This is a genomic window from Schlesneria paludicola DSM 18645, assembly GCF_000255655.1.
GTDB classification, from domain to species: Bacteria; Planctomycetota; Planctomycetia; order Planctomycetales; family Planctomycetaceae; genus Schlesneria; species Schlesneria paludicola.
In genome coordinates this window covers 96789-121317 of sequence record NZ_JH636438.1, presented here as the reverse complement: position 1 = coordinate 121317, position 24529 = coordinate 96789, and the positions used below count along the sequence as shown (strand labels likewise).

Below are 24529 nucleotides of genomic sequence, written 5' to 3'. Positions count from 1 at the left end.
GGCAGCACCGCTCACGTTTCGATGCACGCATTCCAGGTTTTTGCCCTAGAACAGCTCGAGATTCCCATTTGCCTCCGCGATCGGACCGACATCCACTAAGGCGTCGCCGGCTGCGACGTCGTGCTCCGATAGATGAACACACCTGCCGCACCCGCCGCCGCATTCCCCCCCGATGACCCCTGGGCGTCCTGCGTCAACGAGAAGGTGTCTGAACGGAAACCGGATGTGCTCGACGACGTCGACGATGGAGGACTGGTCGCAGGAATTCGACCTGGCTGAGGCTGGCTCGGCGGAACCGCCGGCACGAACGAGGCCGGTGTCGCTTTGGGAGCCTCTTTCCCCTTCGCAACCGATGGCGGACTTGGCGGCACCACGCCCGGATCTTCGGGAAACAATCGCGGAACGTTCGTGGGAACACCGATTGCCACCGAGTTCGCGGAATTGTCCGACGAACGAGTCCAAGGCAACTTGATCCGCTGTCCCATGAAGTTCGAACCGGTGTAAATCGATCCGCGCTGGAACGGCCCCGTACCCAGCACCCACGTGTCGCGAGCATCGGCAGTCACCGGTTCGGCACCGGATTGCCAAAGAGCCTGACCTGTGACCTGGTTGTAGGCAAAGACCGCAATCTTCGCGACACCCTTCTGATTCGTTTTCTTCGCAAAGGGGATTTCAGGAATCGCGGTTGGAACGCCGGCCGCCACCGCACCGGTCGGCAAACTGGTCTGAGGAATTCCGATCAGCACATCCTGACGATTCGTCCCCACCGCTCCCGCGCGGGCTTCGACGACATATGTCGCTTCATCGCGAACCGCCTTCAGAAACACACCTTCCGCCAGCAATTTCTGGCGAATCGAACTGATGATGTAACCTTCGTCTGAAACGCCTCTTAGGTACTGCGGATCGAAATAGACGTCCTTACCCGACAGAACCTCGAAATCCATCTCGCTGATCGACCGATCGATCGCCGTCGACAACAGCATCTGTTCAGTGCCGGTGCGCAACGTGTCCGACATCCGGGTCGTTCCGCACCCGACGAGCGCCATCACAGCGCCGAGCACAAAACTCCGAACCACGAACGATAGGCCACCAGGATGGCATAGCGCGACCGAGGGGAGATGTTTCGGAAACATCACCATTCACACCAACTTTTAAATACGAGGACGGGAGAGCGCGTACTTTAAAAGGAGTCGAGAAATCCTCCAACGCCACTTTCCCCGAATGCCCCTCGCGCGCACTCTCCACCTATCCTATTTTACATAGATGACTTATGGCAAAACGCCAGAGTTGGCAGCCCCTTAAATCCCACCAAACCACGACATTAGTTCGCGGTCAGGCCGCCAAACTGTCGCACCGCCTCGTATGCCACAGCGCAAACCGTGTTGGCCAAATTGAGGCTGCGGACTTCAGCATGCATCGGGAACTGCAGCGTATGACTGCGATACTGTTCCACCAGACTGGCGGGAAGTCCGTTCGTTTCCCGCCCGAAAAGCAGAATGTCACCGGGTGTAAAACTGGCTTCCCAGACCGTCCGCGCCGCTGGATTTTCGATACACCAGACGGTTCGACCCGGCAGCCGCTGAACGATCTCGCTCCAACTCTCAACCACCTCGTAATCAAGGTGCGGCCAATAGTCGAGCCCTGCACGGCGCAGTTGTTGTTCATCCAGGCTGAAACCCAGCGGCCGGATCAACCACAGCTTCGCCCCGACCGCCACGCATGTGCGCCCGATATTCCCCGTATTGGGCGGAATTTCGGGCTGAAACAGGACAATGTGCAACAGCGGCTCACGGGACATCAACGGCGGACTCTCTGCGGGCGTCGACGCACCGAGTAGGGCAAACGCTACGAACTTAACACAGGCAATTCGACCTTGCGAATGCGGTCGGAATCGCTGGTCGATCCAGAATTGTCATCGTGATGGTTCGGTTTGGAATCGTCCGGCGGCAACGTTTCACGTCCGGAACCAAACAGCGTCAATTTCACCACGCGAGAAAACGCCTTGAGTGATCCAAACGTATCGGCAACCGCAGTCGCTTCATAGCCGCAGTGAACCATGCAATCGGCACACTTCGAATTGCCGCTCGCTCGTCCATACTTCGACCAGTCGGTGGTGTCGAGCAACTCCTGGAACGTCTCGCAATAGCCTTCATTCAGCAGGTAGCACGGTCGCTGCCAGCCAAACAGGTTGTACGCGGGCATTCCCCATGGAGTGCATTCCAGATCCCAGTTCCCCTTCAAAAACTCGAGAAACAGGGGAGACAGGTTGAATTTCCACGGCTTCTTCGCGTTGCCCAGGATTCGCTTGAACAGATTCGTCGTCTGGCTCCGCCGCAGAAACAGCTCCTGCTGGGGTGCCTTTTCATATTGATAACCGGGCGAAATCATCATCCCTTCGACGCCCAGCCCCATCATGCTGTCGAACATCTCACGCATCGCATTGGGGTCGGCGTTGTTGTAGACGGTCGTATTCGTCGTGACACGAAACCCCTTCGCAACCGCCGACTCAATGGCTTTCACCGCGACGTCGTAGACCCCTTCACGGCAGACCGCGAAGTCATGCTCTTCCTTCGGGCCATCAATGTGGATCGAGAACGAAAGATACTTCGAAGGCTTGAACTGATGGATATGCTTTTCAAGCAGAATGGCGTTGGTGCAGAGGTACACGTACTTCTTGCGCGCCACCAGCCCGGCGACAATCTCACCGATCTGTGGATGCAGCAGTGGTTCGCCCCCGGGGATCGAAACCATCGGCGCGCCACATTCATCCACGGCCTTGAAACATTGTTCCGGCGTCAGATTTCGACGCAACACGTCGGCAGGGTATTGGATCTTCCCGCAACCCGCGCAGGCCAGATTGCAGCGAAACAACGGCTCCAGCATCAGCACCAGCGGATACCGTTTGACGCCCCGCAGCTTCTTCCCGAGGACGTAGCTCGCCACGGTCCACATCTGCGAAATCGGCACACCCATGCCATCAACTCCATGATTCGAACGGTCATCGTGACCCAAGGTCATTGAGTCCATGGTGTAGCAGTTTTCGCAACCCGTGTCAGCAGAAAACGTGATTCTCGGTGTTCCTGCATCCGAAAGGCACTCAAAAACAGCCCGCGCGCTCCTACGCCGCCCCCAGACAAAACGACCTCACCCGAGCCGCTCAATGCCCGGACTGCAACCGTTCCAGATACCACTGAAATAGCGCCCGGAAACAGTGTGTGAAGTCATCGGGATCGCGTTCGATCATCGCCTGAACGTCCGCAAGGGAATAAAATTCCCCCGAAAGAATCTCGCCGGGATCAAACACCGGTGTGTCATCCGTGGTCGTCCGATACAGGCCGCTGTGCTCGAACGAGGTCATCGCCCCGTTGGCCGGAAAGATCCCCAGAAATTCGACAGGTGCCTTCAGCCCCAGCTCTTCTTCCAATTCGCGGCCGGCCGCATCGGCGTACGACTCGCCGGCACTCAGATGCCCCGATGCCGAAGACGTACACTTGAGCGGTGCTTCGTCTTTGTTCGCCGAACGGCGATGCACGAGCAACTCTCCGCGAGAATTGAACACAAAAATATGCACGGCCCGGTGCAGCCAGTGATTGGCATGGACCACGGAACGCGGGGCCTGATAGAGCACCCGGTCGTCTTGATCAACAACGTCAAAAATCTCTTCAGACATAGCTTGTCTCAAATCCCATTCTGACCCGCGCCGCATTCGTTTGAGACGTCATCCGCTTACGACAATCGAGCGAAACGTGGCTGCACAATGATTTAGGAAATCTCCCAGACCGTACCGTATGCGTCCTGCCGTTCAAAGTAATTCAGCATCCGCAAGTAGAACTCATGATTGGCCAGCGTCGCACTATCCCCGAACACCATCAGGTGACGCCGAGCCCGCGTCAAAGCGACGTTCATCCGGCGCGTATCGGTCAAGAACCCCAGTTCGCCCTTCGCGTTCGACCGCACCAGCGAGATCACGACCGCCTCTTTCTCTCGCCCTTGAAAGCCGTCAACCGTATCAATCTCGACACCCGCTTCGGCAATCAGAGTTCGCAGCAGTCGGGCCTGGGCTGAATACGGCGTGATCACCGCAATCTCGGTGGGGCGAACACCGGCCGCCAGCAGTTCATTGACCTTGATCACCACGAACTCCGCTTCACCCGGATTCGTGCGGCTCTCTCCCTCGACTTCCGCCTGCTCGACACAATCTGATCCTGCCGTGTCGAAAAAGCGGATCGAGCTCTGTGTCAGTTCCCCATCCGTCACATGCGGAAGGTCCGCCAATCGATGGGCGCGAACCGAATTGGCACTGATCAAACTCGAATCGTAGAACTCATCCGACGAGAACTGCATGATCCGATCATGCATGCGATACTGAGTGTCCAACCGTCGCGCGATGAGATCACCCCAGCGTGAGACCAGGCGTTCCATCATGCTGACCTGAAATCCCTCACGCCGCGCATCGTGGGAGATGATCGTCGGCGGCAACTGGCAATGATCTCCTGCCAACACAAGTCGCTTGGATCTCAGTAGCGGAATCCAACAGGGCGGCTCGGTCGACTGTGCCGCTTCGTCAATCACAACCAGATCGAACTGACGTTCGCCGAGAATTTCGTCATTGAGTCCTGTCAGCGTCGCACAGACCACCTGAGCCGAATCCAAGAGATATTCCACCAGCCGAGACTCCAACTCTCGTGCATCACGCAGCAGCCGCTTTGCCTCGTCGCGCGCGTCACGGCGAGCCCCCGGTGGTGGCGCCGTTCGCGTGAATTTGCCCGCTTGCCGACGCAAGCTCCACGCTTCTTTCGTCCATTCACGCGCCAGCTTCAAATCGGGATGCGATTCGACCATCACGTCGAGCGTATGTTCCCGCAATTCAGGCAGCACGCGCGCCGGATGCCCGATCCGAATCACGCGTTCGCGCGCGATCACCAACCGTTCGAGCAAATTGTCGACAGCCAGATTGCTCGCCGCACACGCCAGAACCTTCTCACCCCGACGCACCGCCTGCCGGATCAATTCCACAACGGTGGTGGTCTTACCTGTCCCGGGCGGACCATGAATCACCGCCAGGTGCTGAGCCGACAGAGCATGGCTGACCGCCGCCTGTTGTGACTCATCCAATTGCGCTAGAGGTGACCAATCTGGTACCGCATCAAATTCAGGTGGTTCTTTCCCAAGCACAGCCTGCTTCAGCCGGAGCGCGCGACCACGGTCAATCTCGCCAATACGCCGGAGCGCACTCCGCTGTCGCTCTCGCGCCACATCGTCTGCGGCCATGTCGAGTCGATAGAGCGGACGGTCAACTTCGGTCTCGGGAGAATCGCTCAGCACGACCGCGATCGAATCACGATCGCGCCAGGTGACGATACCCCGCCATCCCGTTCGGTTGTCCGCTTGCTGAACCGACAACACCACGGGCATCCCCGATCGCAATCGCGTCCAAGGCAATTCGAGTCGTCGATCGCGTTTGCCCAGCGTCACCACCGTCCGTCCGCCGAACCCGGGCGTCTCGTCACGAATCGCCAGCCCCACCAATGTCGAACCAGTCAGCTCAGCTTGTTCACTCGGCGCACGACGCGACGCAATCACCAGTTCCTCGGCGACTGCCGCGGCCTCCAACTCAAGACATCGAATCAATTTTTGAAACTCAGACACTCACGATCCTTCATTGTGCGACGACCGACAAACGATTTTACTTGTCGAGCATCAGCGCGATGGCGAAGCCATCGTAACCTTTGCTACCGACAGTCTGAATCACCGTCCCACTCACACGCGATTCGGCCGCAAACAATTCCGTAAACCGGCGAACACCCTGCACACTGGGGTCACTGCTTTGGCGATCAATCACAGTACCATCCCGTACCACGTTATCGACCACGATCACCGAGCCTGGCTTGCACAGTTTGATCGCCCAGGCGAAATAGTTCGAATTGCTCTTTTTGTCAGCATCGATAAACACAAGATCAAAGGGCCCACAATTCTCCTCGGCAAGTTTTGGTAATGCTTCCAGCGCATCACCGACTCGAATATCCACCACCTCTGCCAATCCCGCTCGGGAAACATTCCCGCGTGCAACTTCTGCATGCTTCGGATCCGCTTCGAGAGAAATCACGGTGCCCCCCTCGGCCATTCCCCGCGCCAGCCAGATCGTGCTGTAGCCGCCCAGCGTTCCAATCTCGAGGATCTTGCGAGCGTGCGAGATCTTTGCCAAAAGCATCAGCAGCTTCCCCTGATTCGGCGCCACTTGCTGCGAAGGAAGCCCCGCGGCAGCGCTCTCGATCAACGCCGACTCAAGCACCCCATCTGAAGGAATCAATTGGCCATTGAAGTAACGATCAACCGCGTCCCAAGTATCAGGCGACGAGCCACCACGCGACAGATCTTCGCGCATCGACTCGTATTTCTGAATGAGGGATAGCCAGTGTGGTGCGTATTTCGAGTTCGACCGTTCCTCCCAAATGCGGAACCCGCACACGAGTCCAAATGCCGTGAATGCCATGGCAGTGTTATCATTCAACCCAGCGAAGACCGCGAGGACCCCTCCACAAACGAGATATCCCCAAGCAAAGAAGTTAGGACGCCCGACTTGCATCTCAAGAATGGAATCAACGAGATGACGCTCGGTCCTGCTCAATTCGAGTTTCGGCATGGTGTTCTCGTTCAGACAAACCAAAATGAGCGAAATGATTCCTCACGACAATCACTTCAACGGCGGATTTCCAATTGGGTCATCTTCTGTTGCAGACTTTGACGGTGCATCCCCAGCTGACGAGCCGCCTCGCTGACATTGCCCTGTGCTCGATCGAGTGCCGCCGTGATCAGTGTGCGTTCGAGCAATTCGCTTGCCTGCATTTTTGCCTCGCTCAGCGGCAATCCGATGTAGGCTGCAAAGGGCGACTCTTCGACCACCGCGGTGCTGGACGCAATCCCCAGATCGGCCGGATCAATCAACGCCTGATCGGCCATCATCGCGGCGCGCTGGACCGTGTGTTCAAGTTCCCGCACATTTCCAGGCCAGCGATGCGCGAGTAGCGCGTCGATCGCTGCAGGACTGAAATCGGGACGAGCTTGATTCGACTTTGACGACCAGCGATCCAGAAAATGGTTCGCGAGCACCAGCACATCTTCGCGACGAGACCGTAGCGGCGGGACGTGCAGTTCGACGCCTTTCAATCGATAGAACAAATCCTGCCGGAATCCCGCGTCGGCCATCGCTTCTTCCAGGTTCTGATGCGTGGCACTGATGATTCGCACATCGACGGCAACCGTCTTACCCGTCCCGACCGGCTGAATGACGCGTTCCTGCAGCACACGCAGCATTTTCGTTTGAACGGCGGGCGGGGTGTCGCCAATCTCGTCCAGAAACAAGGTCCCGCCGTGTGCTTGCTCAAAAACGCCCGTGCGGGTGGTATCGGCCCCTGTAAACGCCCCGCGAACATGCCCGAACAGCTCACTCTCGGTCAGCGACTCGGGAATGGCGGCCGTGTTCACCGCAATGAAGGGGCCCGCGGATCGCCCGCTCAGTCGATGAATCTCTCGCGCGATCAGTTCTTTCCCCGTCCCGGTTTCGCCGCGAATCAACAGGTCGGCGTCCGAACGAGCGGCCTTGGTCATCTGCTGAAACAACCGCTGCATTGGACCGCTGACACCCACCATCGCACCGCAACCCGACTGCGAATCCAACTGATTCTGCAGGTGGTCAACCCGTTGCTGCAGTTCAAGTCGTTTCCGGACACGCGCGGCAATCGAGCGCACTTGTTCCACTTCATACGGCTTTGCGATGAAATCCGATGCGCCCAGCCGAATGCATTCGACGGCCGTCGCCACGCTGTCATTGGCCGTGACAACAATGATCTCGGACTGACCCGCCGCGTGACCCAACTCTTTCAAGATCTCGATCCCGCCGCGTTTGGGCATCTGCAGATCGAGAAACACCAGGTCCGGAACCTCGGACCGGATCAACTCCAGTGCCGCGTCCCCATCCCCCGCCTCCATGATCTCGGTCGCCGTTTGGGACAACGCGCGGCGCATGGCAAAGCGAGCGGGGGCTTCATCGTCCGCAATCAAGATCCGCAACACTGACATGCATCATTCCGGCTTGCAGCACGTGGATAGAACGAGAACCGGCATCGACATCGCTCGAATGACGCGATCCGACCAGCACCGTCAAGCAGCCTTGCCATTCTCAGGAATAGGGCAACGTGAGCACAAAGGTCGTGCCCTGTCCGACCACACTCCGGCAATCGATCAGACCTCCCGACTCTCGCACCCTTCGCGCGACAATATACAGTCCCAGGCCGGTACCCGTCGATTTGGTTGTAAAAAACGGCTCGAACAGTCGATCCTGTTGCTCCGCCGACAGCCCAGGGCCGGTATCTCCCACTTCCAATGTCAGTCGCTGCATCTCGCGCTGACAATGAAAATGAACACGACCACGTGGCCCGGCGGCGTCGATCGCGTTCGAAATCAGATTGAAAACGATCTCGCGCAGATTCACATGATCGATCGACATCAGAATCGATTCCTCGGGGAAACGAATTTGAAATTCGACTTCGCGTTCACGCGCCAAGAATTCTAATAGACGCAGCGTCGGATTGAGGGCTTCCAGCAAGGGAATCGCTGGCTGCTCCCCCCGCGGGGGCCGAGCCGCCGACAACAATTCCGAAGCCGAGGCCGTCAACCGTTCAATCTCGCCGCCGATCATCTGCAAATCTTCGGCATAACGACTGTCAGGGCCCAGTTCCTCGGCCATCACACGAGTGATTGTCTTGATCGTCGACAACGGGTTCTTGATTTCATGAGCCAGCGAACTGGCGATCAGTCCCAGGGTCGACAATTTCTCTTGCTGCAGCACACGATGTTCCGCCGCCACTTGAATGGCCATCAACCGCGAATTGTGCAGTGTGACACCGAATTGTTCGACCAATAGTGCCAAGGCGTGCAGATCCTCGTTACTGGGCGGCTGCCCCCATCGTCGGCACCCGATCAGAAACAGCCCCGAGACTTCCGCATGTTGAAACCGCAACAGCGCGCCCGCTCGAACCAGATCAAGAAACTCGACGATCGCCGGATTCGACACCGAGTATCGCGTGACGAATTGCGTATCCGCCTTCGCCATCGACAACAGTATCGGCGCCACGTTTTCATCGCGAAGCAGCTCTGACGATCCCGCCGTCGCGATGAGTCTCCCATCTCGATCACACAGCCATGCGGCTCCCAGATCACTTCCGAAGGACCGCTTCATCGCAGGCACGAACCAGTTCAATAGTTCGATCACCGGGTCACCCGCCCGCGACGCCAGTTGCACCGCCAACCGCTGCCGTTCGTTTCGACGAACCCCCGTAGAATCGAGCAGCGACTGCAATGCCTCGGCCACTCGATAGCGCAGCGGCTGGTAGAGCATGATCGCCAGAAAGACCAATGCGCCCTCGATAACACCCAGGTTCAGGCGATAACGCTCTCCCACAGAGGAAATCAAACCTTGCAACACGATCTGGTGGAAGAGCATCGCCCCGGTCAGCACCGCGGCATACACCAGCGTCCGTTCGAGCACAAAGGGCAGCAACTGGAATCGCATCACGAAATAGGCGAACAGAATGACTGGAATCATCGGCAGCAAGCTGACGAACGGTTGCAACAGAATCGCCACACTCGGATCACGATCTCGGTCAAGCAGGACGATAAACGTCGCCGTGAGTCCCGCAGTCAGAACCATGCTGGCGGCGAGCAGACGATAAAACCGTCGCAGCGGAAGATAGGCGGCGTTCATGGATGTCGTCCACAACCCATACGCCGTCACGCCGCTGACCAGGCACAGCCAGCCAACATACGGAAGCCGATACTCAACCAGCAGATCCAGAAAGGGTCGCGTTGGATCAACGGCCAATGCACTGTTGATCGGCATCAAGAGCAGTAGCGGCAGGTAGCACAAGATCAGCTTGGGATCGGGCAGAGCACCCGTGCGAAATTCCCCGTGACGCAACAAACGCGCGGTGCCATGCAGCGCCGCACTCGGCATCATCAACAACCCGAACGCCATGGCAAGCATCGAAAACCAACGCATCGGATCGGCCAAGGGCCCCACCGACTGACCGACCAGTTGCCAAACGAAGTAGCTGACATGCCAGGTCCAGACTCCCACAGCCAGCAGCAACATCCAGATCGTAACGGCACGCCAGTTGTGACGCTCAAGCAATGCAAATAATAAAACGGTATCAATCAAGGCCGCTGTGCCGAAGACCCATAATTGCATATTTTCGAGCATGCGATCTCTTTGAAATTCGCTGAACTTCGTACGTTACCGAAGAAGTTATCGAAGGATTACCAGTCAATCACCATGCGGATTGGAGCACGTGTGCTCCCCCAGATTCCTCCCTCGTTACCAAGCTCCCGCTTGGTAACGCCTCTTACGATTGTGTTTTCTGTCGAGCAGGAAAGCCACCAGGAGCCGCCGTAGACATTTCTGACATGTAGGAAGCGTTACCAAGCGGGAGCTTGGTAACGAGGGGATGCGAGAGGGGAAGACGAATCGACATCACTTCCCATGATGACGAGGCGACCCAAGAAGCGTCAGCTCGCGGACATTCCTCCCTTGATCGTCGTGGGAGATCTCAACACATCGGCCCCAGCACTCACTCAACTCCTCAACCAGATCTCCACCTCGATCGATGACAACTCGCGCCATCGATCGTTCTCTTTCCACAAAATCGCCGAGATGTCTCCTTCGGGTGTCAGCTCGATTTGCAATAGGGCATCACCAGATGGTGTCTGGTCCGATGATGTCCTGCAGGCCAGACTCAAGGTGCAACCATCCGGATTGTCGATGACCGATCGTTCCACCACTTCCGCCTGCGCCTGGCCCACTTGAACCAGGTCGCCCGCCTGGACTCGAAGCAACTTTCCTTCAAGGGGCGAGACTCGGATGCGATCGTGAAGCCACCACGATCGCATCCTCGTTTGTGCATCACGCAGCAACTTGACGATCATGGCGCTGAATCCCCAGATCCCATTGTTTGACGTAACGTTTCCAGTTCCTGCCGCAGCGTCTCAGCCCGTTGCTGCTCGGCAAACTGCCGTTCCAATTCTTCGACGTCCGGATCACGACCATCCATCCGGTCGTACGCTTCAGCCAGCGCCTCGGCTCGATCGACTTTCGCTTCCATCCGTTGGAACTGTGCGAATGCCGATTGTTTGCCGGTGCGGTCGAGCACCGCATTGATTCGACGGGCCGAGTCCGCTCGCGTCACGCGTGCCAGCAGCAACGTCTGCCGTTGGCGCGCTTGTCGAATCTTCTCTTCCAGATCGCGTACGGAATCGCGCAGCTTCCGTGTCTGCTGTTGCTGTCGTTCATACTCTTTCGACAACTCTTCGGCACGTTCGGCAGCGTACAGCTTTTGCTGCAAAGCGGCCTCGGCGGATTTTTCATCTTTTCGATCAATCGCCGACTTTGCACGTGTCAGCCACTGGTCGCGTTCCAATCGCGCCGCCTCCATCTTTTTACGAAGCTGAATCTCATCGGCAAGCGCTTCCGCCACACTGCGACGCACCGTCTCCAACTCTTCATCCATATCGATCAGCAGTTGATGCAGCATCCGCTCGGGATTCTCAAACCTCTCCGAAATCACCGTGAAACTGGATCGCATGATCAGAGAAAAACGTTCCATCCAACACATAATTGCCTCGACTTTCAAAAAGCACGCAAGCTGCCAGATTGCGATGACAATCACTCAGAAAAGACTCACTGGCAGTGAGTGAGTACGTGACCCCTCACGACTCATTGCATTCCATTCCCTCGTTACCAAGCTTTAGCTGGAGGGTGCTTTTTCCTCGTTACCAAGTTCCCGCTTGGTAACGCCTCTTACGATCTCTTTATCCGCCCAACAGAAATGTTCTCAGCGTTCCTAACCCCCATTTCCTTTGTGTAGGAAGCGTTGCCAAGCGGGAGCTTGGCAACGAGAGGAAAAACGAGGGAATGGCAGGAACTGAGTACGGCCAAATCGCGGGCCCCCTCACCACTCACCGCCACGTTTCCATCTCGGCGGCGATACCCCGCAGGCGACTCAACACCGTCTCGCGGTGGTTCTCACAGATCGCTCCCAGCGTGATCACGGCCGCTCCAAACGCGACACCCACGATCCACAGCAAATTGGGTTGATCGACCGAACCACGAACGACCAGCGACACCAGGTCTGCCAGCAAAAATGCCTGGCTGGTGTAAAGCAACACGCGGATGCGCAGTCCAATCGCCAATAGTCCGACGACGACCGACAGAACCATCAACGAGAGAATGTGAACCCAACTGCCGGTCACGATGTGGAAGGTTGGCGAAACCAGAATCACCAGTGCACCAAGCGTCCTCAATCGGTCGTGGTAACTCGCAGGAACCTCCTGCTGTAGCAGCTCCATCAAACCCAGGATGCAGATTCCGATTGGGATCAGGAACAGTTGCGGATCGGTCCAGCTCAATTCACGGAACAACAAAGCCGTCGACAGATTCAGAATCACCGCAGACAGGATCAGCGTTCCTGGGTGTCGCCGCTCGATACCTCGCCAGAAATAGAACCCCGCCGCCCCCAGCAACGGCAGACTATTGAGCCCCGCCAATGTCGTTTCGAATCCCGCCACCTGACGGTAAAGAGCCAAGGGGACAACTCCCAGCGGCAGCCAGTACCCTGTCTTTCGAAAGGGAATCGACAGAATGCCGTATCGCGAGGAGGATTCCGACAGGGCTCCCACCGACCAAAAGATCAGTCCCGCCAGGAGGCACACGTAACCCAACGCCGGATCGGTCAACGGCCAGGCGGCAGCCACACCCAGATAGACCAGCGATCCGAACAGCGCAAGCTGAGCCGACCAGACGTGCTCGACCACTTGCGACCGAATCGCAATCATCAACGTACAACCCGTCAGACAGACTCCCGCCACAGCGACATAAATCAGATCCACCGTCGACCACGTTCCCGGTGCGTACCAGGTCAACGCTCCGGCGAGCAGCGAAAGCGAGGTCACAACGAGCAACAGCTGATGAGTCCCCAGAATGGCGAGATGGGACACCAGCTTTCGCGGCGCCGTCCATTCGAAGAACCAGACACTAATCGCGGCAGACATCGCCAGCGGCAAACCGCAGGCTTTCAGATCCGCCGGCGTCAGCCCGAAGATCGATCGACTTTCAGGCACGAGCGCCGTCATGACCGTCGCCAGTAAAGACCAGTTCAAGAGCGGCCAGAACAGGGCGAACACACTGAACCCCATGCGACACTGCCGCAGCATCACCATCCCGCCCAAGGCCAGCCCCCCGGCCAGACGATGCGGCCAGTCAAGAACCAGAAGACTGGCGACCGTGACCAGCAGGAATAGCGCTGGCAGGATCACGGAAAGGGGAAGCAGACAAACCTGAATCCCTCGGTGAAATTCGGGCAAACGAGCGGACACTCCGTCGAACGTCCCATCGTCATCCCATCGCAGAACGCGTTGAAGAATCTGCTGGACAGTAAGCAGCCCATATCCCGCAAGCGTCCAGACGACCAGCCAGGAACCGAGATCAGAGAGTCGGTACCGATCCGCCATGACGCTGCTGCAGAAGAGCAGCAATCCGAACCAGGCCACCGTTGCCAGTCGATACCGTTGAAAGCGCCGCGCGGCATCAAAGGACCATGCCAGGAGTACCAAACCCGTCGTCAGCGGCACAGTCACGGGCGCGATGTGCGCCAAGATCCAGCGGCAGCCCGATAGGGCGAAGAGGATCCCCATCCCGTAGAAGCTGACGTTGGTCAGAGGACGAGCGTACGTCCGTGCCATTCGTGTCTCGGGACATCGCTCCAGCAGATAGCTCAAGAGCCACTGCGCCCCCAACAGAAACATGGTGGAGTTGACGAATGAATTCTCTGTCGCGGGGGATGGTTGTATCCAGGTCCACGCAAAGTAGGTGACGTAGACCAGCGACCATTCCGCCAACAACGAGTTCACCCAGCGCAATGCATGACAGACCAGCAAACCTGCGATCACCCCGGCAAGCAGCAAACCGGAAATTCCTTCCAACCATGGCCAATGACGATGAATCTGGACGATCCACAGGATCGAAACCCCCAAGGTCGCAATCAGACTGAAGAGCTGACAGACGTTGTCCACAACGAAATGCGGAATCACATGACCTACGGGCGCGGGAACGGAACGACTCCACCGATCCACGAGAGCTCCAGGCAACAGCAACAATCCCGCGGCCGCGGTCCAAATCAGGAGCGCCAGTTCCATCGAGACGGGAACGTCATAGATCCGCTCGCAGAACAGGGGTAGACCATACGCCCCCGCGAGAAACGCAATCGCCACAGGAATCAACAACAGCCGTTGTCGGAACAGCACGAGCTGGACACAGAACATCGGACAGATCACCAACGACACCGGCAAAATCGCAGACGGATGCGTGAACGAAACCGCCAGCAGAATCAAACTCAGTCCGCACGCGGTCTGTCGTAGCGGTGCGGCAAACAACGACACCCCGCGACGCCGCAGCATATGGGCGATCACTGAAAACACCACGATCAGCGGCCCATACGTCAAACCGTAAAAGGCGTACGGCAATCGGGCCTCATGAACGGCCGCGGCCGCCTGATCACGCACCTGCAGAACCAGCTCTTTGAAGAACACCGGACTGGTCTGATAACAGGCCATGACACACAACACCATCCCCCAAACGAAGGCCGCCTTCTGGGTCCTCCGTGCCACCACGGCCATGATCACGGCCGCAATCGCCGCCGTCGGCACCACGGCTCCGCTCGCCGGGAATGCCGTCAAGGCGAGCATGACACCCGCCACGCAAAAGATGATTCCCAACATCAGCGGACCACTGATGCTCCAAGGAATTGGTCTTACCAATCCGCCCGTGCGTTGCTCAAACACTCGGGCCACCGTATCGGCGGTTAACAAAATCGGCAGTGCGATCAGAGTGCAGAGAAATCCCATCCAGGCCAGAGTCAGATGTCCGGCCAGCCCAAACACCAGGACAACGGCAAACTGAGCCCCCAGTAGCAGAATCGGGAAGAAACCAAAGATCCGCGGCAGACGATGCTCTTCGGTCATCCAGAACACATGGCGATTCACCTTGACGGTTCCCGCCGTAAACACGGCCCACAGGAATAGCGTCAGAACCGGTGCCCAGGCCGTCGGTAAACCAGGAACCACCGCCCCCGCCACGCACAGCAACAGGTACGACACCAGAAAGGTCGGCTGCACGTCACGCAGAAAATGTCGGAAGATGCGGTGTGCCGCAAACGAACTCCACAACAGATTCAGGGCAAGCAGCCCCGCCAAACTGGTGTTGTGGACCAGATCAAACGTCGACGTGACTTCGTGCGGCCGCACCCAGTGCAGTGCCAGAAAACTGAGCGGGATCAGCAGCACGGTCAAAGCCAGCAGCACCGTCCCCGTCTTCCGCAGCCCCAGCTTGTGGTAGCTGAGTTCACCCAGGGGAAAGACGATCCCGGTGTACCCCAACAGAATCAAATACTTCCAAACCGGCGTGCACTCGTTCCAGTGCATCGTGACGAGTCTCAACGACGACCCCAGCAGAATGCAGACCCCAATTCCCAGGATCCACTTGATGTTCTCCTCCTGAAAGAACGCATTCAGAAATCGCAGGATCGGTGATCGCGGTTCGGTCGAATGACTCATGCCAGCCTCCGCAAGAAATGGATTGATTGCACCCGTTGGAAGGCCGCAATACAAAGCCCATGCCAACCCTCGACAGGCCCAAAAATTTCCGACGCAACTGACTTAATACAAATCGGTTACAGTCCACCAACCTGACATCACCGACAATCAGATCACCACCCCCCGCAGTGTTTCTCCGGCACACCGCTGCAGTCCCCAGACTGCAGGCGAAAGTGATTCAAATCACCACTTGAACCTTGGCCCCCAACAAACATCAACAGATACACTCCCCAGTGCGTCGCTGCGGGCATTTTTGAAATATTCATAGATTATTTAATTGCCAACTCTGCATATTATGTGATAATCGTCTTGTAGGACGGTCGATTGTGTGATACCAACGGGCAATCCGGCGACGACACCAATCGGCAAATCATGGAGGTGTCCACGCGATGGAAAGCATCAACAGATTCGGTCGGTTTTGGGTGGTTCCAACTCCCACAGCAATTAGCCGGATTGCCGAGCTTCTGACGGCCGCTCGAGACCGTCTTGCGCTCGAACATCACTTAGCGCTGCTAGCGCACTTTCCAGATGCAAGCGAGAGCTATGGAACGACGGTTCTGGAATGACAACAGATTCAAGAATTGCAGGCGCTGGACATCTTTGAACTTCGAATCGATGAGACAATCGCAGGAATGAATAACCTGAGTGCCATCTTCTACAAGGCGCCATCTCCGTTGGGAGACGAGGATCGATGCAGGATTTGGATACTCTCCGTCGTCGCAAAGAATGATCATCAGCTCGACGAGCACATGCTGAGCATCTTCGCTGAATTGCGCAATTTGATTGTCATCCGATACTATGACTCAACCGAAGCACAGGAACTCGATCAGCACTCCGGGTTGCCAAGAGTTCCGTGCAAGGAGAATGATAATGGCAACGTTATTTCAGGCAGAAAAAGTCCTTTCAAAGACGGCACTTCAGTTCTACCTCGAAGTTCAATGTGCACTTGATGAATGCGACCCTAAGATTCAAGAGATCGTGGCGCGAATGTTCAAAATTCTTCGAAACAAGAACGCGCCTTCGGAAGCACAATCCCATGCGTGGGATGTCATTGACGAAGCAATCTTCCCTTCGCGTTCGGCCATGATCCGAGAAGAAAACAACGCATTCCATGCATCGCCCGAGGCACAAACGGCGGAACAGGAACTCATCGACGAGGAACGGAACTTTGCAGAGACCGTGCAAACATTGATGGAATCGAAAGGCATTTCCCAGGCCCAGCTCGCGGCTCAGATGGGGACCACTCAACCGGCGGTTTCCAATCTCTTGAAACGACAAAGTCGGCCACAGCGGAAAACGATAAAACGCATCGCCGAAGCGCTTGGAGTGAATCCAAAAGTTCTTTGGCCTAATTTTGTGGATGCTTAATCTCAAGTCGGGTTCTCGAAGGAGAGCCCGACCTCCGGCGAATCACGACAGTATCCGACACACGATCCCCCAACCGCTGACGATGGGAGGAAAACATCATGCTGATTGCGGCCGGAAGCGGCGTGATGAAACACAGGATGTCGACCACATACAGAACCCTGCGAACCAGCGCACGTGCAAACCCGCAGGGACGCAATGTCGAACCCACGCTCCGGATCCCCATGAACCATTTGCCGGGCGTCACCCCAAACCGGCCTTCAACGTAGATCTTCAGGCCGCAGACGATGAGACTTGTCGCAAGTGCAGAACTGTAGAGGTCAGGACGGCCACGAAAAATCGTCGCGAAGTACTCAAAACGCGGATAGTTCGCCAGGTTCATCTGATCACTTTCTCGCGGTCGCTTCAGCAGAATGTCTTCGACATCATAAAGCGTTTGACACAGGTCTCGTTCGTCGCCGTCGTGCCAACGGAGATTCGGATCTCGTAGTGAAATTGCCAGAACCATCGACAGAATCAACGCGACAGCCAACGCATCAACGGAAAACGCGAACCCACGTCGCCATGTCGTGGCGAGAATCGCGCTTTGATTGCCGAATTCGTAGCCGTTTTCAGGCCTGCGAAGGGCGAGCAACTCTGTGCCGCACGTCAGCGTGATCAGATGAACCAACCAGCCGACGAGCACCGCCGCCAATAGAGCCAGCCAGCGAGCCAGGTACTTGCGAACCTCAAGCGACCAGACCGGATCAGCCGGCAAAATGGAATTCTGTTCAATGGGATACAAAGCCGCATAGCTCCACGGCCGATACGCGTCGAACACATACGCCGTTTCAGTCGCAGCATCGACGAAGAGTTGCGGCGTGCACCGCAACTTGACCCCTTCGACCGCGACAACCTCCTGCCAGTGACCGACGTCGGTTCGACGAATCATCCGGATTGGCTCCAACGATTTTGTCGATGCCACGAGCAGACCATCACGATCACAGACGATCCCCGCGCATCGATCACCACTCACAAGAAGTGGCACAGGTTCCCAGCCCGAAACATCGACCGACGCATTCGCGGGCGCTTGGGCCGACGCACACTCGGGATCCTCAAACTCGAATCCGTGACGGTATGCGTACAGCCCATTGGGGATCGTGTTCAAGAGAAGGTGCGTTTTCCCCGCGTGTTGCGCGACCATCAGATGAATCCATGGCACTGCCCCTCCAGTTGGAAGAGGCAAAGAAGGCGCACGCGATTGCAGTCTGGCTTTGCCTGTTTTCGGGTCTTCGTGCCAGTCGCAGTCTGTTTCAGGCAATCGAATCTTGAGTCCCTTAACCCATGCGTCATCGATCAAATGCATCAACCGAAAACCTCCGTCCTCCGCCTCGACCACTTGTGTGAGATGCTCATCATAAAGGAATGGATGATTTCGAACTCTCAGGCAACTGTGCGAATCGGCGATCTTCACGAGAGACGAGTCGTCCCATCGGTGGATGCCTTGTCGGGTCCAGACAAGCAGTTCCTCATTGACCAATTGCAGATTGATCCCTTGATTGGCAACGACGACGCCAGTGTCGCTTTCGACGCCGGACTTCAAATCCAAGCGCCTGATCCGTGCTTCAAACCCCATGGTGGAATTGGAAATCCCCCTGAGATTCCGCTGAACGGGGAACACAAGCGAGCCTTGATCAAGCACCCCACCATCGTAGCACTTCCATTCCCCCTCTGGAGTTCGCGTGGCGTCACCCGACACGAGCGACGCGACGGTCAAACCGATGATCCCCAGGGGCAGAACAAGGCTCACAAGCACAAATGCCGCCGAGGCAGCGATGCGGCGAAAACTCCAACCGAAATCATTCATCGGCGACAACACAACGCGTCACCCCCAGCGCACGAACTTGGGATCGATGAAAACTCCGCATTGATGGCAGTGAGGATCATCGGCCGAAACTGTGCCGTCTTCGCAGTTCGGACACCTGTCCGAATCCAGCAACATCCAGCAATTGACCCCAAGCTGCGCGTCACAATGAGGGCACTGGTGACAGATCCACTTGAAACCCCATTCATCCAGGCATTTCGGACAGCGATCCTGCGGAACGACTTCGATCTCACCATTCACGATATAGCGATGTGAGCCCGATTCACCCAATGTTGAAAAGACCTCGCCCAACTCGGACACGCCCATTCCGATCGTCAGCACCGGGAACGATTTCTCGCGTTGAGAATCAAAGATCTCCAGGGCGCAATTCAGGCTGGCCGAATGATGACGCGGCATGGTCCGCGATACCTTCGCCAGCATATCGCGAAGTTTTGTCGCGTCAGGTGATGCCAACAGCCGCTCAAGCTCGCTCGCCATCTCGGCCAACTGAGGCTCAACCTGCTCCCAAGTTCGTTGATCCATACGATGTCCTGACGCGGCGTGTCATGCTGTTACGGTGTTGTCATGCTGCAGTGCACTCATTCGAGAGTGTACCCCACTCCATTCCGTTCTCGAAAGAACGTGCCACAAAGAACACGCCGCGGGTTTCCAGGCCCAATGGGCAACGCTGTGAAGCATTTATCCATTGTTTTCGTGTGCCACTGGCTACGCCAGTGCAAGGGGATACAGGAATTCAAAACACCGTTGTTTGGGAATCCAACGGCAATCCTTGTTTCAGCACAAACCCTTATCAAATGACCTATCACCTACCGTCATTGTCCTGCTTTGGATGAATGCGGACAGGGCACTGGCATAGCCAGTGGCACACAAAACTCAGCAAAAAATCCTTCACAGCGTTGCCCAACGGGGGTTTTGGAACAGACGCTGCCAAGCGGTCCGAATCGGCCATCCCAATCCAACTCAAGGTACCACTTACGAAGCTTGATCCCTTACCATGTTGTTATGGAACGAGGAGCAGCGATAATCCCAATCCGCGACGGCGAAGACTGCACGGCAATCTTTTTTTGTGCCTTTACATGATCAATCAGCAATCCGAATCGACCGACGTCATCGCCGATGACGGCCCCACATATCCTCCCGAAACAAGTTATTCTGCGAAAAAACGACGAATTGTTGTTTGGCTGTTCGTCTATTCCGCAGCGCTCGGCGCCATATATTGCTTTCTTCCAGCAGGCGATCGACTGATCGACGGCCTCGCCTCGCTGCCAATTTCCATCCTGGCTTTATCTTGGTGTTCTGCGGACGCAAACGAACGGGGCCGGGGATTCGGGAAGTTGGCATCAACGACATTGGTGCTATTCTTCGTCGTGGCCTTTCCAATTTATCTCTTCCGAACGCGCGGAATCCGAGCCTTAAAGGCACTCTTTCTAACTTTGCTAGTCACGACTGGAATGTTGGTGTGTATGCTGGCAACGAACTGGATCACCGTTTCAATTGGCATTGCCATGGGTTTCTGGAATATCGCTGAATAACAAAGCGAATTGCAGAATTCACCTTCCAAACGTTTGGAAACTACGGTGGTTTTGATGGGGACAGATCGGGGGGCAATCTCTATCATGACCTCCATTACATCGCATTCGAATGGTCGGCCTGACAGACTTGTTTCCCCTCGTTGCCAAGCTCGCGCTTGTCAACGCTTCAGACACATCAGAAATGTACGATGGTCCCAGGCCACTTTTCTGCTCGACAGAAACCGAGATCCGAAGAGGCATTGCCAAGCGGGAGCTTGGCAACGAGGGAATTGAACCGGGAAAATGTGCCCGTCCCCCTCTCTTCGGGTTGTGAACGGTTGATTCATGAAAGCAGGTGCACGATGTTTGGATCGCAGGATTGGCGGAATCCTCAAATTCAGGGAGATGCCGCACACCAACCTCTTGGAACTCTGATGAAGCGACCAAGCCATAATGCTCAAGGCGATCAAATGAGCAAGATAGCGTTGAGCACATTCAAACCCTGACGCAAACAGGAGTTACCGAGGAACTCGATCAAGTAAATCAAGATGCTCAATTCCCAGCCGGTTGCTTGTCGAGATTCAGTTCAAGTTCGCCACCAACACAACACGTGTACACGTCATTGGTAATCCGAAGGGACACAGAACTGCGGGTTGCGGGTCGAAACGCCGATAGCATAGGATAATTTTGATCTGTTGTTTCAAAGGAAATCCTCGATGCTACGATTGCTGAGTTCGCCCCGAAAGCTGTGCACCGGACTGACTCGTCGGGAACTGCTCGAAGTCGGCGGTTCGGGCTTGATGGGCCTCTCTTTGCCGCAGTTGCTGCAAGCCGACGCCGCCCGCGCCGCGGAATCGCGTCCGGCAACGGCGAGGACCATGCCCGACGGGTTTGGCAGCGCCAAACGATGCATCATTCTGTTTTTGTATGGGTCTCCCAGCCAGATGGAGACCGTCGACATGAAGCCCGAAGCACCGGTCGAAATCCGGGGCACGATGCGGCCGATCCCGTCCGTCGTGCCGGGACTGGATGTCTGCGAACACTTGCCGCTGATGTCAAAGATGATGGATCGCACGACCGTCCTGCGTTCCATCCATCACGAGTATCCACTGCACGGCGTGGCACATGCCATGACGGGCGTTCCCGTGATCGACGTCACGATGGAACTGAGCCCCAGCGATCCGCGACATCATCCGTATTTTGGCAGCGCCGTGGAATACGTCGATCGTCAGCGACGCGGTGGCTTGGCCGCGTTTCCCCAGAATGTCGCGTTGCCATTTCCCTTCAGTTCCCAACGCACAGGGGAAGTGTTTCGAGCCGGACCGTACGCCGCCTACCTGGGATCAACCTACAATCCCGTCTGGACCGAATTTCAAGGCGAGGCCGATCGATCGGTGTGGAAGAAACTGGGCGGCGTCAGCTCGGAAATCTTTGACCCCTACATCGGGTGCAAGCCAGACGCCACCTTCCGCATGGCATCAACCAGCCTGCCCGCTGAACTGACTCTGGATCGATTGAATCGCCGCCGCTCGCTGCTGGAACAAATGGATGACGCGCGACGCGATCTCGAACGTTCCAGTCGCGGTAAGTCGTTGTCGAGTTTTCAGCAGATGGCCCATTCGTTGATCCAATCACAAACCGTGACCTCTGCGCTGGACGTGCGGCAAGAGCGGATAGAAACGCGTGAAATGTACGGAATGACGTTGTTCGGCCAGTCGTGCCTCACCGCCCGACGAATGCTGGACGCGGGAACGCGGCTGGTCAGTGTCTTCTGGGACGAATATGGGATCGCCGGCGACGCCTGGGACACGCACTGGAACCACTTCCCTCGCATGGTCGACCAGTTGCTGCCCCAGTTCGACAAGGCATTCTCGGGACTGATTCTGGATCTGGATCGTCGCGGACAACTCGACGACACTCTGGTCGTCTGCATCAGTGAACATGGCCGTACGCCAAAGCTCAGTTCCGGCGACGGAGGCGGTCGTGATCACTGGTCACAAGCGTACTCCGCATTGTTTGCGGGTGGCGGAATCGCACGCGGCCGCGTCGTGGGTGCGACAGACAAACACGCCGGAGAAGTGGTGTCGAATCCGGTGGGGCCGAAAGATATCCTCGCGACGATGTACCACCTGCTGGGCATCGATCCGCACATTTTCCTGCCCGATCGAACAGGCCGTCCGATTCCGCTCGTGCCGGAATCCAGCCGAGTCATCACGGAACTCTTGGCATAATTGAAGGAACGACAGATGGCCGCTGATCCGAAGCAGACGCACAATTCAAAAACCTTAGCGCACGGCAGTCCGCTGATCTCGTGCCGGTTCGATCCGTCTGGCCGTTACGTGTTCGCCGGTGACCAGGACAATAAAGTCATCCGCTGGGAAGTCGCGACCGGCGTGAAATCGGAACTCGTCGCACACGATAGCTGGGTTCGCGCCATCGCATTTTCAGGAGCGGGCGATCAGGTCATCACCGGCGGCCACGATGGGCGGCTGATCTGGTGGTCGACAACCGCCGAAACACCCGTGCCGTTGCGCACGATTCAAGCGCACCAAGGTTGGATCCGCGCCTTGGCGATCAGTCCCGACAAGACGATGCTCGCGTCCTGCGGGAATGACCTGAAGGTGAAGCTTTGGTCGCTGGCCGATGGCCAACCGATTCGTGAATTCTCCGGCCATGAACGACACGTCTACAACGTCGCCTTTCATCCCGATGGTAAGCAACTGGTCTCGGGGGATCTCACCGCCAAGTTCATTCACTGGGAAGTCGATAGCGGCAAGCAAGTCCGCCTGTTTCCGATCCCTAGCCTCAGCTTTTACGATGCGGGGTTCATGGCCGATTATGGGGGGCCATATTGCCTGGAGTTCACCGCCGACGGCAAACGATTCTTCGGCGGCGGAATCACAGGCGTCACGAACTCGTTCGCGGGCGTCGGGTTTGTGATCGCGTCGCAAGTCGATTGGGAAGCCGGCAAAGAAACGATCGCTCACCAATCCAAAGGCGCGACACAAGGAACCCTGTGGGGTCTGGCCATTCACCCCGAAGGTTATTTGATCGGCGCCAGCGGAGGGCAGGGGGGCGGCCATCTGTTCTTCTGGAAGTTCGATTCAAAAGATGAGTTCCATACGTTCAATCTCGGCAGTCAGGCCCGCGACCTGTCGCTGCACCCGGACGGCCTGCAGATTGCGACGGCGCACTTTGACAAGAATCTGCGGATCAGCCTGATGGCCCCGAAGGCGTGACCGTCAATGGGGGCTCGACGCTTCAGAAAAGAGTCTCGTACCTGGACAGGATTGTGCGCATCCTTTTTGCGATCAAAGGCACCGACACTGCTGCATGAATGAGATGTTCAGCCATAAGCCAATGGCGATATTTCAGCGCTCTTGATCTTTCGTGGATCATCATTCATTCTTAAAAGTCTGTCACGACGGGACGGACATTTGTCGAACCGGACACCAGCCGCCTGGTTTCGGATCATTTGCTGTCTGCAAGTCCAATAGGCGGAACAGGTTGTCCCTGCCGCAAGACCGACCGATAAGGAATCGCGATGCCTCCGCAACTCATCTACGAATTTGATCGAGTGGATTTTGATCGACCGGTATTCACAATCGAAGAGATTCGAGAGATCAATCCGCAACGATTCGAGATGGAGCAACTGACGGCGATTGTTTACGTCGATCGCGAAGGCAATGGCCTGATCGGTTACAAAGATATTACCCCGAACGAATTCTGGGTGCGGGGACATATGCCCGAGTTCCCGCTGATGCCGGGTGTCGTGCTGTGCGAATGCGCCGCGCAACTGGCAGGATTTTATGCTCGAAAATACGAACTGCTGGAAGGAGACTTCCTGGGGTTCGGCGGGATGGACGAAGTGCGATTTCGATCACCCGTGTTCGTCGGCGACCGCCTGCTGATCATGGCTCGGCTGTCAAAGCTGCGCCCCGGCCGCCGCGCGGAATTCGATTTCCAGGGTTTCGTCAAAGAAAAGATGGTCTTCAGCGGCAAAATGATCGGTGTCCCGATCGACAAGAACCGCTCGGCGGCCACAGAAGAATAATTTTGGCGGAGCCATCCCGGGACTTGTCTCGTCCGA

General features: G+C 56.7%; 19 protein-coding genes. 6 read left to right on the top strand and 13 right to left on the bottom strand.

Annotation, left to right across the window (positions count from 1 at the left end; all coding sequences use genetic code 11):
• Positions 1-95 precede the first annotated feature (95 nt).
• The 11 genes from OSO_RS49250 to OSO_RS0140330 form a co-directional block, all read right to left on the bottom strand.
• Entirely contained in the window at positions 96-1046 is a 951-nt protein-coding gene (locus OSO_RS49250) for a DUF6655 family protein (protein ID WP_050986316.1), read from the bottom strand.
• A 275-nt stretch (positions 1047-1321) separates the two neighbouring features.
• Positions 1322-1798: a tRNA (cytidine(34)-2'-O)-methyltransferase gene (locus OSO_RS47055; RefSeq protein ID WP_010588374.1), complete on the bottom strand. Its 477-nt coding sequence runs from the start codon at positions 1796-1798 to the stop codon at positions 1322-1324.
• Positions 1799-1845: 47 nt separating this feature from the next.
• A complete protein-coding gene (gene hpnH, locus OSO_RS47050) occupies positions 1846-2973 on the bottom strand; it encodes an adenosyl-hopene transferase HpnH (protein WP_010588373.1) in 1128 nt (375 codons plus the stop codon).
• 184 nt (positions 2974-3157) lie between these two features.
• Positions 3158-3670 carry an NUDIX hydrolase gene (locus OSO_RS0140365; RefSeq protein WP_010588372.1) on the bottom strand — a complete coding sequence of 171 codons (513 nt, stop codon included), beginning with the start codon at positions 3668-3670 and terminating at the stop codon, positions 3158-3160.
• Positions 3671-3762: 92 nt separating this feature from the next.
• Entirely contained in the window at positions 3763-5649 is a 1887-nt protein-coding gene (locus OSO_RS47045; protein WP_010588371.1) for an AAA domain-containing protein, read from the bottom strand.
• A 37-nt stretch (positions 5650-5686) separates the two neighbouring features.
• Positions 5687-6643 (bottom strand): O-methyltransferase, encoded by a 957-nt coding sequence (locus OSO_RS0140355; RefSeq protein WP_010588370.1) that lies wholly within the window; start codon positions 6641-6643, stop codon positions 5687-5689.
• Between the two features lie 56 nt (positions 6644-6699).
• Entirely contained in the window at positions 6700-8079 is a 1380-nt protein-coding gene (locus OSO_RS0140350) for a sigma-54-dependent transcriptional regulator (RefSeq protein ID WP_010588369.1), read from the bottom strand.
• A 100-nt stretch (positions 8080-8179) separates the two neighbouring features.
• A complete protein-coding gene (locus tag OSO_RS0140345) occupies positions 8180-10258 on the bottom strand; it encodes a sensor histidine kinase (RefSeq protein ID WP_010588368.1) in 2079 nt (692 codons plus the stop codon).
• Between the two features lie 371 nt (positions 10259-10629).
• Entirely contained in the window at positions 10630-10980 is a 351-nt protein-coding gene (locus OSO_RS0140340; protein WP_010588367.1) for a hypothetical protein, read from the bottom strand.
• On the bottom strand, positions 10977-11657 hold the full coding sequence (locus OSO_RS0140335; protein ID WP_202800047.1) for a PspA/IM30 family protein: 681 nt from the start codon (positions 11655-11657) through the stop codon (positions 10977-10979). The genes OSO_RS0140340 and OSO_RS0140335 overlap by 4 nt, the downstream gene beginning before the upstream one ends.
• Before the next feature lie 352 nt (positions 11658-12009).
• Positions 12010-15660, bottom strand: a complete 3651-nt coding sequence (locus tag OSO_RS0140330; RefSeq protein ID WP_010588365.1) for a hypothetical protein — start codon at positions 15658-15660, stop codon at positions 12010-12012.
• 428 nt (positions 15661-16088) lie between these two features.
• On the opposite strand from OSO_RS0140330, the gene OSO_RS51260 reads away from it, so the two are divergent.
• Complete coding sequence (locus OSO_RS51260) at positions 16089-16265, top strand: hypothetical protein (protein ID WP_157606241.1); 177 nt, start codon at positions 16089-16091, stop codon at positions 16263-16265.
• A 304-nt stretch (positions 16266-16569) separates the two neighbouring features.
• Complete coding sequence (locus tag OSO_RS47035; protein WP_010588363.1) at positions 16570-17067, top strand: type II toxin-antitoxin system RelB family anti-toxin; 498 nt, start codon at positions 16570-16572, stop codon at positions 17065-17067.
• On the opposite strand, the gene OSO_RS0140315 is transcribed toward OSO_RS47035, so the two are convergent.
• Both OSO_RS0140315 and OSO_RS49245 read right to left on the bottom strand, forming a co-directional pair.
• Positions 17048-18910, bottom strand: a complete 1863-nt coding sequence (locus OSO_RS0140315) for an RDD family protein (RefSeq protein WP_010588362.1) — start codon at positions 18908-18910, stop codon at positions 17048-17050. The genes OSO_RS47035 and OSO_RS0140315 overlap by 20 nt on opposite strands.
• Before the next feature lie 18 nt (positions 18911-18928).
• On the bottom strand, positions 18929-19450 hold the full coding sequence (locus tag OSO_RS49245) for a hypothetical protein (RefSeq protein ID WP_010588361.1): 522 nt from the start codon (positions 19448-19450) through the stop codon (positions 18929-18931).
• Positions 19451-20004: 554 nt separating this feature from the next.
• Here OSO_RS49245 and OSO_RS0140305 point away from each other — a divergent pair.
• From OSO_RS0140305 to OSO_RS0140275, 4 genes are all read left to right on the top strand, one after another.
• Entirely contained in the window at positions 20005-20460 is a 456-nt protein-coding gene (locus OSO_RS0140305; RefSeq protein WP_029247979.1) for a hypothetical protein, read from the top strand.
• Between the two features lie 695 nt (positions 20461-21155).
• Positions 21156-22670 carry a DUF1501 domain-containing protein gene (locus OSO_RS0140285; RefSeq protein ID WP_010588358.1) on the top strand — a complete coding sequence of 505 codons (1515 nt, stop codon included), beginning with the start codon at positions 21156-21158 and terminating at the stop codon, positions 22668-22670.
• A 15-nt stretch (positions 22671-22685) separates the two neighbouring features.
• The gene (locus OSO_RS47025; protein WP_010588357.1) at positions 22686-23678 is read left to right on the top strand and encodes a WD40 repeat domain-containing protein; all 993 of its coding nucleotides are present in this window, start codon (positions 22686-22688) and stop codon (positions 23676-23678) included.
• Positions 23679-23983: 305 nt separating this feature from the next.
• Positions 23984-24493: a 3-hydroxyacyl-ACP dehydratase FabZ family protein gene (locus OSO_RS0140275; protein ID WP_010588356.1), complete on the top strand. Its 510-nt coding sequence runs from the start codon at positions 23984-23986 to the stop codon at positions 24491-24493.
• Positions 24494-24529: the final 36 nt, after the last annotated feature.